The organism is Sphingobium sp. R-21 (assembly GCF_049913335.1).
Taxonomy (GTDB): domain Bacteria; phylum Pseudomonadota; class Alphaproteobacteria; order Sphingomonadales; family Sphingomonadaceae; genus Sphingobium.
This window is the reverse complement of sequence record NZ_CP184374.1, coordinates 684367-699070: the sequence shown is the minus strand read 5'-3', so window position 1 is coordinate 699070 and position 14704 is coordinate 684367. Positions and strand designations below refer to the sequence as shown.

Here is a 14704-nt window from a genome sequence, read left to right as displayed (position 1 = left end):
CGTGTCTCTCGATCCGCTTCTCTTTCAAGATGCGATCATCGGACTCGGCGCGCGATAGGTCCGCCGCAAGGGCTTTGCTATCGTGTCGGCTCCGTTTGTCCGGCCGGTCGGCCGTTTTCCCGCAGCCTGTCCTCTTTATTCGATGCCCGACGTTCACTTTCGCGCGTGCACAGCATCGTCTATTGAGGCTCATCGGATTTCCGCATTTTCCTTCCGGTCCATGCTTCTTTCCCGACGCTCGAAAATTCCTTCAAGTCGCTGATTTCTCACCGACTTTGGCATCCAGATTTCTCTGTCTCCCGGTCTTTCCGATAGGGAGATCGTCTCACCAAAAGCGAGTCGCTCAAAGCGGAATCTTGCACCCTGAAGACCGTGTCACGCTAAAGCTGTGGATAAATGTGGATAAATTTTCCAGAAGGCTCGGCGGCCATGCGATCAGCCTCGCGGCGCCGGCGCTACCCCCCGAAAATTCTGATCGCCGAACCAGGCCGCGCCCTGGCGACGTCCAGCCCTCTACACGCGGTCAGATCAACCAGCAGATCGATGCCGTCCCCGCTTCATCGGTGCCGCCCATCGCCTCGTCTCAAAATTTATTGCTTCAGAAACAACATGCTGCGCCGTTGTCGCAGGTTCATGCAACCTCCATCAATATGCGCGGGTTGAACGATCAAAACACGCCTTTTTGGAGGAGAAAAAATGCGTAAAGCCCTTATGGCACTGGCCGCCGTCTCGCTGGCCATTCCCGCTTCCATGGCGATCCCGACCGAGGGCGCCAATGCCCGCCGTCATTATGAATATCGCGAATGGCGCGGTCGCGACGGCCGCATGTACTGCCGCAAGTCCAATGGCACGACCGGCCTCATCGTCGGCGGCGTGGGCGGCGCGCTGGTCGGCCGCGCGATCGACACCCGCGGCGACCGCGCCACCGGCACGATCCTGGGCGCCGCGGGCGGCGCGCTGCTGGGCAAGGAAATCGACAGCAAGCGTCGCTGCCGCTGAGATATGCGAAAAAAGGGGGGCGGCTTCCGATCGGAAACCGCCCCCCTTTTTAATCCGAAATGCCTGGGGCTTATTCGGCCGAGGCGCCGCGCGCGTCTTCGACCTTGAACGTCACGGCCTGACCGCCGGACATGCCCGACACGCGGCCATTCTTCACCGCAAGGTTGAAGGCAACGGCATCGGGGTAACGACGGCCCGAAATCACCCTGCCGGTCTTGGTGTCCTTGACGGCATATACATAGGTATAGCCCTCATGCGTGAACTTCTGCTTGGCAGCGTCTTCGGCATGGGCCGGGCCGTTGGCGGCGCCGGCGGCCAACAGGGCGGAAAGAACAAACTTGGACAGCATTCGCATGGGTAAACTCCTTGTGAATGCCGATCAAACACCTCTGGAATATTCTTTTCTGTTGACGTCGATTTATGGAGCGCCGCCAAAGGAGCACAATCGCAAACAAGGGCGGAACGATTGCGTTTCCCGCAATCGCCTTTCAACCCTTTGGCCTTTCAACTCTTTGACAGGGCGACGATATGCCTGAACTCCGCCTCTGTAAGCGGGGATACGGAAAGCCGCGACTGGCGGATCATCGCCATATTGGCCAGCGCCGGATCGGCCTTCATCGTCTTCAACGTGACCGGCTTGGCGAGCTTTTCCTTCGGCCCGACATGCACCGCCATCCACTTGCCCGTTTCGTCCGTGCTGTCTGGCGCCGCCTCCTCGACGATCTCCATGATGCCGACCGCCTCGACCCCGATATTGCTGTGGTAGAAGATGGAAAGGTCGCCCTTGCGCATCGCCCTCATATGGCCCTGCGCGGCATGATTGCGCACGCCGTCCCACTCGGCCTTCCCCTTCTTGACCAGATCGTCATAGGAAAAGACATCGGGTTCCGATTTCATCAGCCAATAGTTCATGGCTTCTCCTTGCATCAGCCGCCAAGGACGATCAAGGATGCTCGCATGGCCAGCATGGCGCCCGACGGCGCGCCGGCTCTATCCAGTTGAGTTTCGGAGAATAACGTGTCGCAAACGGTGCCCGGACAAGTGCCCGTCCTGTCCATGGGCAATATGGACAAGGCCGACTTCGCCGCGGCTTTCGGCGGTTCCTTCCAGCGCTTCGGCTTCGCCATGGTGAAGGATCATGGCATGGACCAGGCGCTGATAGACAGGGGCTGGGCACTGGTCCGCCGGTTTTTCGCCCTGCCGGAGGGGGTGAAGCGCCGCTACGATGCCGCCAATAATGGGGGTCAGCGCGGCTACACGGCCTTTGGCGTGGAAATCGCCAGGGGCGAGAGCGAGAATGATCTCAAGGAATTCTGGCATGTCGGACGCGACCTGCCCGCGGGCGATCCGCTGGCGCAAAGCATGCCGCCCAATGTCTGGCCGGACGAACTGCCGGAATTCCACGCGACATTCGCGCCTCTCTATGCCGAATTCGACCGCGTCGGCGGGGAACTGCTGTCCGCCATCGCCCTGTTTCTGGGGCTGGAGGAGCAGTGGTTTGAAAGGCCGGTCGAAAACGGCAATTCAATCCTGCGCCTGCTCCATTATCCGCCCGTCTCTGCGGAAGCGCCGGGCATCCGCGCCGGCGCGCATGAGGATATCAACCTCATCACCCTGCTCCTGGGCGCGGAGGAAGGCGGGCTGGAGCTCAGGGATCGCGACGGCAACTGGCTGCCCGTGGTCCCGCCGCCCGGCGCCCTTGCCATCAATGTGGGCGACATGCTCCAGCGGCTGACCAACCATTATCTCCCTTCGACCAGCCACCGCGTCGTCAACCCGCCGCCGGAACGGCGCGGCCATTCGCGCTATTCCATGCCCTTCTTCCTGCACCTGCGACCGGATTTCCTGATCGACGCGCTGCCCCAATGCGTGGATGCGGACCACCCCCGCCGCGACCCGCCGATCACCGCGCACGACTATCTGTCGGAACGGTTGCGCGAAATCGGCCTGATCAAGGGGTAAGGGCAGCGATTCAGGAAAACCTGGGCCGGGAAAACCCGATGGAACAGGCTATCTGCGCCCGCGCGCCATGGTGATCCCGATCTCCTCGCCCTTCTCGCTCAGGGCCAGCTTGACGATCTTGACCTCGACATGGGTCACCTTGTCATCCTGCAGGAAGATCGTCTCGATGATATGGTCGGCCACCGCCTCGATCAGCGTGAAATGCTGCCCCTCCGGCAGAGCGGTGGTCGCGGCATGTTTCAGGTCCATGTAATTTTTGGACCGCGACAGCGGCGTGTCGGGATCATAATGATCCGCGATCTTCAACCGCGCCCTGATCGATATGCGCAGCGGTTGCGGCAGGTGCGTCTCCTCCGAATAGATGCCGGTCAGGACATCCACGTCCAGATTATTCACCTCCAACGTCAGAAAATCGTCAAATACGCTGTTCATAGCTCGCCACATTCGGGCCCTCCCTGCCGCGGGCGGGCCCCAGTTTAGACTTTTATTTTGCCAGCCACGCGCTAAAGCCCGCCGCTCTCGGCGCGTCCATGCGCCATTGAGGACGGATCGGCAAGACGTGTCTGTGATAGTGCCCCTCAAGATGATGTCGCATGACGCGGTTGAGCGGTTGCTGGATGCGGCCTTCGGCCCTGACCGGCACGGGCGCACCGCCTATATGATTCGCGACGGCATGCCATGGCTTCCCGAACTCTCCTTCGGCATGAGGGATGAGGACGGCGGGCTCATCGGTTCGCTGCAAAGCTGGCCCGTCGCGCTCGTCCATGCCGACGGCGGCCGGACGCCGCTCATCATGGTCGGCCCGGTCGCCGTCGATCCGGCGGTGCAGGGCACCGGGCACGGCCGCGCGATGATGGACGCCGTCGTCGCGGCCGCCCGCGCACAGAACAGCGCCCCGCTGATGATGATCGGCGATCCGGAATATTATGGCCGCTTCTGGGGCTTTTCGGCGGAAGGGACCGGCGGCTGGAACTGCCCCGGCCCGTTCGAGCCGCGCCGCCTGCTGGCGCTGTCGGTCGACGGCCGGCCCATAGGGGGCACGGGCATGCTGGGTCCGCGCGCCATTGCCCGCGCCTGAAATTTCCCTTTTGCCTTCGCCTTCAAGCGCCCCTATCTCGGCCCCATGCCGATGGAGCCGCCCCCTGATCTTTCCAGCCTGTCGCTGACCGACGTCGCCCGCCTGCTGGCGGAAAAGCGTCTGCCGCCGGTCGAGAAATGGAATCCGGACCATTGCGGCGACAGCGACATGCGCATCGCCCGCGACGGCACCTGGTTCCACCAGGGTTCGCCCATCGGGCGGGAAGCCATGGTCCGCCTCTTCTCGACCATCCTGCGCCGCGAACCCGATGGCGGCTACGTCCTGGTCACGCCGGTCGAAAAGCTCTCGATCGAGGTGGAGGACGCCCCCTTCCTCGCCGTGGAGCTCAAGAGCGAAGGCGAAGGCCGGGCACGCAGCCTCGCCTTTCGGCTCAACACGGGCGATCTGGTCGCCGCCGGGCCGGACAACGCCCTTGTCCTGCGCGAAACGCCTGACGGACCGCATCCCTATCTCCACGTCCGCGGCGGGCTGGAGGCGCTGGTCGCCCGCAGCGTCTATTATGAACTGGTGAACCTGGCGCTGGACGAAGGCGCCGAACCAGTCGGCCTCTGGAGCAACGGCGCCTTCTTCGCGCTGGACGGGTCGGCATGACGCTGGCGGAACGGCTGCGGATCGCCCTGAAGGAGGGGCATGAGCGGGAGATCGGCCTGATGCCGTCCGACACCCGTGATCCCCGGATCGACGGCGACATCATGCTGTCTCCTGCGGCCGTGCTGGTCGCGATCACCGATCGTCCCGAACCCGGCCTGATCCTGACCCAGCGGTCCGCCAGGCTGCGCAAGCACGCCGGGCAAGTCGCCTTTCCGGGCGGCCGGGTCGACGACCACGACCCCGACGAAATCGCTGGCGCGCTGCGGGAAGCGCAGGAGGAAATCGGTCTCCTGCCCGACCTGGTCGACATCATCGGCACGTCGGACCGCTATCACACCTTCACCGGCTTCGACATCGTCCCCGTGCTGGGCGTGATCCCGCCCGACCTTCCCCTCCTCCCCCAGGAGGCCGAGGTCGCGGAACTGTTCGAACTACCCCTCTCCTATGCCCTCAATCCCGCCAACCGGATCAGAAAGTCCATGGAGTTTCAGGGCATTGAGCGGCATTATTACGAAATATTCTGGGAAGGACGACGCATCTGGGGCATCACCGCCGCCATCCTCGCCAATCTGTCGCGCAGGCTAGGCCATGACCAGCCTGCTGCCTGACGCCGACTGGCGCCACCGCCCCGGCCTGGACGCGCTGCTCGACGCGCTTGGCGCGGAACAGGGCCTCGTCCGCTTCGTCGGGGGCGCCGTCCGCGACGGCCTTCTGGGCCTGCCGGTCAACGATCTCGACATCGCCACCATATCGGAACCGCAGTCGGTCATCGACCGCCTCAGGGCCGCCGGAATAAAGGCCGTGCCCACCGGCATCGACCATGGCACGATCACGGCCGTCATCCATGGCTGGCCGGTGGAGATCACGACCCTGCGCCGCGACGTCAGCACGGACGGCCGCCGCGCCACCATCGCCTATACCCATGACTGGCGCGAAGACGCCGCCCGGCGGGATTTCACCATCAACGCGCTCTATGCCGACCCGCTCACCCACGCCATCACCGATTTCTTCGGCGGCGTCGCCGATCTGCGCGCGCATCGCGTCCGCTTCATCGGCGATGCAAACGCCCGCATCGCGGAGGATCACCTCCGCATCCTGCGCTATTTCCGCTTCCTGGCCCGCTTCGGCCATGACGAGCCGGATGTGGAGGCCTATGCCGCCTGCCGCGAAGCCGCCAACAGCCTGATGGCCCTGTCGCGCGAACGCATCGCGGACGAACTGCTCAAGCTGCTCGCCCTGCCCGCCCCGCTGGCCTCGTTCCAACTCATGGTCGACGGCGGCATATTGCTGCCCGTCCTTCCGGAGATCGACCAGGACGGGCTGGCCCGCCTGTCCACACTGATGCAGCGGGAAGCCGCCTCCGGCACCAGTCCGTCAGCCCTGCGCCGTCTTGCCGCCCTGCTCGCCCATGATCCGCGCACCGCCGAGCAGGTGGGCGCGCGCCTCAAATTGTCCAACAAGGCCCGCAAGCGCCTGGCCACCGCGCTGGAGGGCGCCACGGCCCCCATGCCCCCTCGCGCCCTCGCCTTCCGGGTCGGCGTGGAGGGCGCGATCGACCGCATCCTGCTCGATTCTTCGGCTCCGCTCGACGGCCTGAAGACACTCGCTGACTGGACGCCGCCACGCCTGCCTCTGGGCGGCGGCGCCCTCATCGCCCGCGGCCTTCAGCCCGGCCCGGATGTGGCAAAAGCCCTGGCCGAGGTCCAGGATATCTGGGTTGCGGAGGGTTTTCCCGACGAAGCCCGCCTCGCCGAAATCGCGGATCAGACCGTTTCGAAATTCCAGCGCGCCCGCCAATAGTCATAGGCGTCGCTCTCCGGCATCGGCCGCGCGAAATAATATCCCTGCCCCTGCCAGCAGCCCATATTCTGCAGCGCATGGGCAAGCTGCTGCGTCTCGATCCCTTCGGCCGTGACACGCAGCCCCAGCGATTCGGCCAGCGACAGGATGGTGCGGACCATGACCACCTTGTCCCGGTCCTCCAGCATGGAGGTCACGAAACTGCGGTCGATCTTCAATATGTCGATCGGCAGGCTGTGCAGGCTCGCCAGGTTGGAATAGCCGGTGCCGAAATCGTCCATGGCGATCGGCATTTGCAGGTCCTTGAGCGCGAACAGCAGCTTACGCGCCTTTTCCGGGTCCGCCACGATCGCGCTTTCGGTCAGCTCCGCGGTCAGGCGATTGCCCGAAATTCCCGAATAACGCAGCGCTTCCTCGAACATGGAGGCGACATCGTCCCGCGCCATCTGGATGGGGGACAGGTTCACATTGATGCCGACGGGCAGCGACTGGCCGAATTTCGCGTCCCACCGGCTGAGCGCCTGCGCCGCCTCATAGGCAGCCCAGCGACCCAGCGAGGTGATCTGGCCACTCTCTTCCGCCACGGCAATGAACTCGGCGGGCGACACATGGCCCAGCTCTTCATCCTGCCATCGAGTCAGGGCCTCGAAGCCCGTGATTTCGCCAGTCTGCAGATGGATCAGCGGCTGGAATGCCAGGGTCAGTTCTCCCTGCGCCAGCGCGTCGCGCAACCGGCTCTCGACGGAAAAGCGCCGCTGCGCTTCCTTCAGCACGCCGTTGCGATAGATTTCCACCTTGCCGCTGCGCTTGGCGATCTTCACCGCGGCCTGCGCCTTGCGCACCACATCCTCCGGGTCTTCGGTCAGGCTGGTCGACAGGGCGCATCCGATCGCGCAATCGACCCGGATCTGCAAATCGCTCAACCTGATCGGATAGCTCAGTCCATCACGAATACGCTGAACAATATGAAGAGCATCCGACAAGCCATTGTTCAGGCGTGCAAAAATAGCAAAGTCATTACCGCCGATGCGGGCCAGCACGTCCCCCTGCCGCAGGCTGGACTTCAACCGCTTGGCCACGGTGATCAGCAATTCGTCGCCGGCCATTGGCCCCAGCGACTCATTGACCCGACTGAACCGGCTCAGGTCGATGGCAAGGATGCCGAACTGCGCATTGTCAGGCCAGCTCGTATTGGCCAACCGGTCCTCGATCTCCTCGCCGAACCCCGTCCGGTTGGGCAATGCCGTCAGACCGTCGGACAGCAATTCCCGCCGGAGATTCTTCTCCATCGTGCGGTCGCTGGTGCGATCAAGCGCCGTGAACAGGAAAAGGTCGGACTCGCCGTCCCGCTTGGGCAGGCGTCCGACCGAGCAGCAGAAATATTCCGGCCCCAGCGATCCGTCGCGGCGCAACTCGAAACTTTCCGAATCACGGCCCGACCGCACGCTCTGCACGATCCGGTCGCGCCATTCGGCAGCGTGCGGTTTTTCCGGCTCGCCTGAACCACTCACCCTGAAACGGTGGTGGAACGGCGCATTGGCAACTACGGTTGATAAATGATTGTTTGCAAAGGAAAGTACCGCTGCGGGATAAGGCAGCGCCGCCAGCCATTCGGTGATCGCCAACCCATGCGAAAGATGCGCTCCGTCCTGCCCCGCAAGGAGCTGTCCGCCCGGCATTGAGATTGGCCGATCGCGCATCGACATGGATTCCATAGGGCCGGCGATAGGCCCAAAGGGTAAATTTTCGGGAAACAACATTCCCGATTCCGACGCGATGGCAACAAAAAATCGCTTTCTCAGAAACGGTTATCGCGTGGAAAGCCGGTTGGCGGCATCCGCCCCGCCGCGCCCCTTGCAACGCGCCATGGCGTCATGTCCGCTTCCGTGCGAACCCGCCCGGATTCTCCCCCCATGGCCCAGCTCAGGCCATCCGACAGGCGGAACGCGATCGCGTCGGACAGGCCGCCGTCACGATAGCGCTGCATCTGCACGCCCTGCCCCCGCGCCATGCGCGGCATTTCGATCAGCGAGAAGACCAGCAGCTTCCGGTTTTCACCCACCACGGCGACGCTGTCCGCCTCCGGCGCGATGGGATGCACGACACTCAGCTTCGCGCCGGTGCGTACATTGACCACCTGCTTGCCCTTGCGCGTCTCCGCGATCACATCGGCGACCGTCGCCACGAAGCCGCGCCCGTCCGAGGATGCAAGCAGCAATTCGCCGCCGACGCGGGCAGGCAGAAGCGCCACGATATTGCCGGTGCCGTCCATGTCGACCAGCGACCGCACCGGGTCGCCAAAGCCGCGCCCGCCCGGCAGCTTGTCCGCACCCAGCGTGAAGATGCGCCCGGTCTCCGTCGCCAGCAGCAGCTTGTCGGTGGTCTGCGCGTGGAAGGCGATCATCGGACCATCGCCTTCCTTGAATTTCAGCGTGTCGGCCGAGGCCAGGTCGCGATGCCCGCTCATCGCCCTGATCCAGCCGCGTTCGGACAGGATCACGGTGATCGGCTCGCGCTCGATCATCGCCTCCAGCGGGATTTCCCGCGCCGGCGCCGCTTCCTCGACCAGCGTGCGCCGGCGGCCGAAATCGCTTTCGGGCGAATAGCGCTTGCGAAGGTCGGCCAGGTCCTTCTTCAACCGCGTCCGCTGCCGCGCCGGGCTTTCGACCAGCCTGGTCAGCTCGTCGCGTTCCTTCAGCAATTCGGAATGCTCGCGCCGCAGTTCCATCTCCTCCAGCTTGCGCAAGCTGCGCAGCCGCATGTTGAGGATCGCCTCGGCCTGCCGGTCGTTCAGGCCGAACTCGGCCATCATCACCTCCTTGGGCTCATCCTCGGTCCGGATGATCTCGATCACCCGGTCCAGGTTCAGATAGGCGATGATATAGCCGTCCAGCAGCTCCAGCCGCGCCGCGATCTTGTCCAGCCGGTGCTGCGCGCGCTTCACCAGAACGTCGATCTGGTGCCTCAGCCATTCGACAAGGACGGTCTTCAGGCCCAGAACGCGGGGCGTGCGCGTCGCGTCGAGCACATTCAGGTTCAAGGGAAAACGGTTTTCCAGATCGGTCAGCCGGAACAGGCTGTCCATCAGCACGTCCGGATCGACGGTGCGCGCGCGCGGCTCGATGACGATGCGGATCTCCGTATCGCTCTCGTCGCGCACATCGGCCAATATGGGCAGCTTCTTGTCGTTGATCAGCACGGCGATCTGCTCGATCAGCTTGGATTTCTGCACCTGAAAGGGGATCTGTGTGACCACCGCGACCCAGGTACCGCGCCCGCCATCCTCCTTGTGCCAGCGCGCACGAGTTCGAAACGATCCCCGCCCCGTCGCATAAGCCTCTGAAATCATGGAAGCACTGTCCACCAGCACGCCACCAGTGGGAAAGTCCGGACCGCGCACGATCTGCATCAGCTCGGCATGTTCGGCTTCCGGATTTTCGATCAGCAGGCTCGCCGCATCGATCAGTTCCGCGACATTGTGCGGCGGGATGCTGGTCGCCATGCCGACAGCGATACCGGTGGCGCCGTTGGCCAGCAGATTGGGGAACAGGCCGGGAAAGACCTCCGGCTCCTGGTCCTCGCCATTATAGGTCGGGCGGAATTCGACGGTGCCTTCGTCCAGCCCCGCCATCAGGTCGGCCGCGGCCTGGGTCAGCCGCGCCTCGGTATAGCGCATCGCCGCCGCATTATCGCCGTCGATATTGCCGAAATTGCCCTGCCCATCCACCAGCGGCGTGCGCAGCGAGAAATCCTGCGCCAGACGCACCATGGCGTCGTAGACCGAGGCATCGCCATGCGGGTGATATTTGCCGATGACGTCACCAACCACGCGGGCGCATTTCTTGTACGACGTGGTGTTGCGCGCCGGATTGGCGACCAGCACGTCGGGCGACGCGCCGCCCGGCTCCATCCGCAGCAGCCGCATCGCCCACAGCAGCCGCCGGTGCACCGGCTTCAACCCATCGCGCAGGTCCGGCAACGACCGCGCCGTGATGGTGGAAAGCGCATAGACGAGATAGCGCTGGGACAGCGCATCGTCGAACGGGTGATCCTTGATAGCGTCGAACGGGTCGCGAAATTCGGTCATCGCAGGGGGGAATAGCAGTGCCGCGACAAAACGGAAACGGGGTTTAATCCCGAAGATGCCGACCGGAATGGCTCAGGCCGGTCGCAACCTGCCCCGCAACCGCCACGCGCGCCTGCCTCTCCGCCGTGCTCCCACCATCCCGCCGTGCTCCTGCGAAGGCAGGAGCCCAGTTCCGACGCCGCGATTTCATGCCGCGACAGAAACAGCATCCCATAAACCGCTAGCCCGCGTCCCACCCCTCCGCAACACCACCCCCATCATCGCGGCAGAAACCGGGCCTCCGGGTCCGCGGCGATTTCCCGCCTGAATTCCGCGGAAATCCAGTCGCGAAAGGCCTTCACCTTGGCCGTGTTGCGGGCGTGGGCAGGATAGACCACCCAATAGCTCGCCCGTTCCCGGACATAGGATGGCACCGCCTCCACCAGCAATCCCGCCTCCAATTCCGTCCTCCACATGAAGGGATTGACGATGGCAACGCCATGCCCGGCCATCGCGGCGCGGCCCTCCATCACCTGGGAATCGAGCGCGATGGCGGGCGGCAGCCCCCTACCGTCCTCGTCCACCCCCATGGCGACGAACCATTCCTGCCACCAGCTATCGCCGGGCGACAGCCGCGGCATGGCGTGCAGCACCCGCGCATCGGCAATCGGCCCATTGGCCGCCAGCCATGACGGGCTGCAAAGTGGCGCCAGCCGGTTATGGGTCAGCAGCTTGGCCTCCAGTCCCGGCCATTCGCCCCGCCCGCCCCGCACCGCCACGTCGACGCCGTCGCGGGCGAAGTCCACCACCCGGTCGGTCGCGTCGATCCGCACGGCCAGCCCCGGCTGGCGCATCTGGAACGTCCCGATCCGCTGCGCCAGCCAGAGATGGGCGAAACTGTTGGTGCAACTGATCGTCAGGATGGTCGAATGATCCTGCGTCAGCGCGGCGAACCCCTCCCGCATCTGGTCGAAGGCGCGGGACACGACCATGGCGATCTCGCGCCCCTTCTCGGTCAGCGTCACCTTCCGCCCCGTCCTCTGGAACAGGCTGATGCCCAGCCGCTCCTCCAGCAATTTCACCTGATAACTGACAGCCGCCTGCGTCATCCCCAACTCCTGCGCGGCGGCCGTGAAATTCTCCAGCCTTGCCGCGGCTTCGAACACGCGAACGGCCGACAGGGGAGGCAATGGGTTCATCCGGTCCAGATAAGCCAGACTTATGATTCGCGTCCATCCTTTTGTTGGCTGCCGCTACGGAAATCAGCGATAGGAATTGCCACGAAACGCAATCCATTCACCGGATCATTCATGGAAAGGCACGTCATGCACTTGTCGAACGACGCCCGGTTGCCCACCCGCAGCCATGAAACCACCAGCGGCCTTTCAGGCCTCCTCACCTCCATCATGCAGGCCTTCTGCGCGCTTCATCGCATCAGCTGGTCGGCCCCCTGGACGGAGCAGGGGCAATGAGATCCCCCAAAAATCGCCAGGATCGTTCAACAGGGCTTGCACTATCCGCGCCACGCGCCAACTTGCGCCCGTGCACGATTCCCGTCTTTCCCCTGTTCCCGATCTTCCCCCTCCGCCGCCCGGGCTGCTGACCGGCGCCGCCTTGTTCCTCGATTTCGATGGAACCCTGGCTCCCATAGCGGATACGCCCGACGGGGTGGTGGTCGATGACGATCTGCTCACCCTTCTGGAGCATTTGCGCGACCGGCTGGATGGCCGGCTTGCCATTGTCAGCGGCCGTTCCGTCGCGACGCTGCGCGATTTCGGCTTCGGCCAATTCCTGCTGGCCGGCACGCACGGACTTGAGCTGGCGGAACCCGGCCGCCCGGTCGAGGCGCCTGCCCGCCTCCCCGCCATCAACGAGGCCGAAGCCGCCTTCCAGACCTTTGCCGCCGGAAAGGCCGGCGTCCTTGTCGAACGCAAGACAATCAGCGTCGGCCTTCATTTCCGCGGCGCACCACAATGGGGTCAGGAGGCCGGCGACCTCGCCACCGGCCTGGCGGATCGGCTCGACCTTGCCCTGCAACCGGGCAAGATGCTCTACGAATTGCGCCCCGGCGGCGCCGACAAGGGCAGCGCCATCCGCGCGCTGATGCGCCGCACGCCCATGGCAGGCGGCACACCGCTGTTCATCGGGGACGACGTGACCGACGAAGAGGGTTTCGCCGTGGCGCGCGACCTGGGCGGCGCCGGCATTCTCGTCGGCGTGCCCAGGGCAACGCTCGCCGCATTCTCTTTGGAACAGGTTGCCGCCGTCAGGCATTATCTTGCCCAGGGGGTTGCTGGCGCCGTCTGATCCGATCGTCCGGCACCCCTGTCGTGCACGAACAAGGGGGACGGACCAATAGAAACGCAGAAAAACGACCTTCCGGGCGGGAATGAACGCTCGCTCGACCTGTGGCCCATCGGCAATTGCCAGGCATCAGCGCTGATCGACCGCGCCGGGCGCATGATATGGGCCTGCGTGCCCCGCGTCGACGGCGACCCCGTATTCTCGGCCCTGCTGGACGACGGGGCCTGGGACGAGCCGGATTCGCGAGGCTTCTGGGCCATAGAGCTCGAGAATTGCGTCCGGATCGAGCAGCATTATATCCGCAATACTCCCGTGCTGGTGACGCGCCAGACCGATGGGCAGGGCAATGCGATCGAGCTCTATGATTTCTGCCCGCGCCACAAGCATCAGGGCCGGATGTACCGCCCGGTGGCGTTCGCCCGCGTCGTCCGGCCGGTGTCAGGCAGCCCGCGCGTACGGGTCAGATTGCGTCCCACCACCTCATGGCATTCGGAACGGGTGCCGATCAGCTATGGCTCCAATCACATCCGGCTGGTACTGTCCTATATGGCAATGCGCGTTTCCACCAATGCGCCCATCGGCCTCATTTCCCAGGAAAGCTGGTTCCGGCTGGAACATGACATGCATTTCTTCCTGGGTCCGGATGAGAGCTTTTCCGACGCCCTTCGCCCCGCCGTGGAGCGGATGCTGGACGACACGATCCACGAATGGCAAATCTGGGTCCGCGGCCTGGCCATTCCGGCCGAATGGCAGGAGGCGGTGATCCGCTCCGCCATCACGCTCAAGCTTTGCCAGCATGAGGAAACCGGCGCCATCGTCGCCGCGCTGACGACCAGCATCCCCGAACATGCCGACAGCGGCCGCAACTGGGATTATCGCTATTGCTGGATCAGGGACGCCTATTACACGGTGGAGGCGCTGAACCGGCTGGGCGCGCTGGACGTTCTGGAAAGCTATCTCGTCTATCTCCGCAACATCGTCGATGGCGCGCGGGGCGGCCATATCCAGCCCCTCTACGACGTGCGCGGCAAAGCCACGCTGGAGGAGCGGGAGGCGCAGAACCTGCCCGGCTATCGCGGCATGGGACCGGTTCGCGTCGGCAATGCCGCCTATTCCCAGGTGCAGCATGACGCCTATGGCCAGATCGTCCTGTCCTCCGTTCAGGGTTTCATCGACCAGCGCCTGCTGCGCATGGCGGGACTGTCGGACTTCGAGGCGCTGGAGGCGGTCGGCGAACGGGCGTGGCAGGTCTATGACCAGCCTGACGCCGGCCTGTGGGAATTGCGCACCCGGGCCCATGTCCACAGCTATAGCGCGGTGATGTGCTGGGCGGCATGCGACCGCCTCGCCCATGCAGCAGCCGCTCTCGACCTGCCGGAACGCGAGGTTCATTGGCGCAAGCGGGCGGAGGTCATGAAGGCACGCATCCTCCAGTCAGCGTGGCGGACCGACAGCAATGCCATCTCCGCCAATTTCGAGGACGATGCCAGGGACGCCTCCCTGCTCCAGTTGATCGACCTGCGTTTCCTGACGGCCGACAATCCCATGTTCCTGGGAACGCTGAAGGCGCTGGAAAAGGATCTGCGCCGCGGCAATGACATGTTGCGCTATAGCGCGCCGGACGATTTCGGGGAGCCGGTCACGGCCTTCAACGTCTGCACCTTCTGGCTGATCGAGGCGCTGCACCGTACGGGACGCGGCGAGGAAGCCCGCGCCCTGTTCGAGGAGATGCTGTCCCGCCGCACCGCCGCCGGGCTGCTTTCCGAAGACATCGATCCCGTTACCGGAGAATTGTGGGGGAACTATCCCCAAACCTACTCATTGGTCGGCATCATCAATTGCGCCGTGCTCTTGAGCAAACCGTGGAGCGTGATGCGATGAGG

At 64.3% G+C, this 14704-nt stretch carries 16 protein-coding genes; 10 read left to right on the top strand and 6 right to left on the bottom strand.

Going from position 1 to position 14704, the window contains the following annotated elements:
* The first annotated feature begins 356 nt into the window (after positions 1-356).
* Positions 357-704: a hypothetical protein gene (locus ACN9MX_RS03275; protein ID WP_363825460.1), complete on the top strand. Its 348-nt coding sequence runs from the start codon at positions 357-359 to the stop codon at positions 702-704.
* On the top strand, positions 697-999 hold the full coding sequence (locus tag ACN9MX_RS03270) for a glycine zipper 2TM domain-containing protein (protein WP_363735060.1): 303 nt from the start codon (positions 697-699) through the stop codon (positions 997-999). The genes ACN9MX_RS03275 and ACN9MX_RS03270 overlap by 8 nt, the downstream gene beginning before the upstream one ends.
* A gap of 70 nt (positions 1000-1069) precedes the next feature.
* Here ACN9MX_RS03270 and ACN9MX_RS03265 read toward each other — a convergent pair whose 3' ends face one another.
* A complete protein-coding gene (locus ACN9MX_RS03265) occupies positions 1070-1354 on the bottom strand; it encodes a hypothetical protein (protein ID WP_414714612.1) in 285 nt (94 codons plus the stop codon).
* Positions 1355-1503: 149 nt separating this feature from the next.
* Positions 1504-1911, bottom strand: a complete 408-nt coding sequence (locus tag ACN9MX_RS03260; protein WP_363735062.1) for an EVE domain-containing protein — start codon at positions 1909-1911, stop codon at positions 1504-1506.
* Between the two features lie 105 nt (positions 1912-2016).
* On the opposite strand from ACN9MX_RS03260, the gene ACN9MX_RS03255 reads away from it, so the two are divergent.
* Positions 2017-2961, top strand: a complete 945-nt coding sequence (locus ACN9MX_RS03255) for an isopenicillin N synthase family dioxygenase (RefSeq protein WP_363825457.1) — start codon at positions 2017-2019, stop codon at positions 2959-2961.
* A gap of 48 nt (positions 2962-3009) precedes the next feature.
* On the opposite strand, the gene ACN9MX_RS03250 is transcribed toward ACN9MX_RS03255, so the two are convergent.
* The gene (locus tag ACN9MX_RS03250; RefSeq protein WP_363735064.1) at positions 3010-3393 is read right to left on the bottom strand and encodes a dihydroneopterin aldolase; all 384 of its coding nucleotides are present in this window, start codon (positions 3391-3393) and stop codon (positions 3010-3012) included.
* 127 nt (positions 3394-3520) lie between these two features.
* On the opposite strand from ACN9MX_RS03250, the gene ACN9MX_RS03245 reads away from it, so the two are divergent.
* Genes ACN9MX_RS03245 through ACN9MX_RS03230 form a run of 4 tightly spaced genes read left to right on the top strand, consistent with a single transcriptional unit; the run spans position 3521 to position 6451 of the window.
* The gene (locus ACN9MX_RS03245; protein WP_363825454.1) at positions 3521-4039 is read left to right on the top strand and encodes a GNAT family N-acetyltransferase; all 519 of its coding nucleotides are present in this window, start codon (positions 3521-3523) and stop codon (positions 4037-4039) included.
* A gap of 45 nt (positions 4040-4084) precedes the next feature.
* Positions 4085-4651 carry a DUF1285 domain-containing protein gene (locus ACN9MX_RS03240; protein WP_133651866.1) on the top strand — a complete coding sequence of 189 codons (567 nt, stop codon included), beginning with the start codon at positions 4085-4087 and terminating at the stop codon, positions 4649-4651.
* A complete protein-coding gene (locus tag ACN9MX_RS03235; protein WP_363735067.1) occupies positions 4648-5259 on the top strand; it encodes a CoA pyrophosphatase in 612 nt (203 codons plus the stop codon). The genes ACN9MX_RS03240 and ACN9MX_RS03235 overlap by 4 nt, the downstream gene beginning before the upstream one ends.
* Positions 5240-6451: a CCA tRNA nucleotidyltransferase gene (locus ACN9MX_RS03230; RefSeq protein WP_363825451.1), complete on the top strand. Its 1212-nt coding sequence runs from the start codon at positions 5240-5242 to the stop codon at positions 6449-6451. The genes ACN9MX_RS03235 and ACN9MX_RS03230 overlap by 20 nt, the downstream gene beginning before the upstream one ends.
* On the opposite strand, the gene ACN9MX_RS03225 is transcribed toward ACN9MX_RS03230, so the two are convergent.
* The 3 genes from ACN9MX_RS03225 to ACN9MX_RS03215 form a co-directional block, all read right to left on the bottom strand.
* Entirely contained in the window at positions 6415-8157 is a 1743-nt protein-coding gene (locus ACN9MX_RS03225; RefSeq protein WP_414714611.1) for a putative bifunctional diguanylate cyclase/phosphodiesterase, read from the bottom strand. The two genes, ACN9MX_RS03230 and ACN9MX_RS03225, sit on opposite strands and share 37 nt — an antisense overlap.
* A 92-nt stretch (positions 8158-8249) precedes the next feature.
* Entirely contained in the window at positions 8250-10538 is a 2289-nt protein-coding gene (gene parC, locus ACN9MX_RS03220) for a DNA topoisomerase IV subunit A (protein ID WP_363825449.1), read from the bottom strand.
* 257 nt (positions 10539-10795) lie between these two features.
* The gene (locus ACN9MX_RS03215) at positions 10796-11716 is read right to left on the bottom strand and encodes a LysR substrate-binding domain-containing protein (protein ID WP_363825446.1); all 921 of its coding nucleotides are present in this window, start codon (positions 11714-11716) and stop codon (positions 10796-10798) included.
* Between the two features lie 111 nt (positions 11717-11827).
* On the opposite strand from ACN9MX_RS03215, the gene ACN9MX_RS03210 reads away from it, so the two are divergent.
* The 3 genes from ACN9MX_RS03210 (at position 11828) to ACN9MX_RS03200 (ending at position 14702) form a co-directional block, all read left to right on the top strand.
* Positions 11828-11989, top strand: a complete 162-nt coding sequence (locus ACN9MX_RS03210; RefSeq protein ID WP_363825443.1) for a hypothetical protein — start codon at positions 11828-11830, stop codon at positions 11987-11989.
* A gap of 70 nt (positions 11990-12059) precedes the next feature.
* A complete protein-coding gene (gene otsB, locus ACN9MX_RS03205; RefSeq protein WP_363825441.1) occupies positions 12060-12824 on the top strand; it encodes a trehalose-phosphatase in 765 nt (254 codons plus the stop codon).
* A 99-nt stretch (positions 12825-12923) separates the two neighbouring features.
* Complete coding sequence (locus ACN9MX_RS03200; RefSeq protein WP_363826599.1) at positions 12924-14702, top strand: glycoside hydrolase family 15 protein; 1779 nt, start codon at positions 12924-12926, stop codon at positions 14700-14702.
* Positions 14703-14704: the final 2 nt, after the last annotated feature.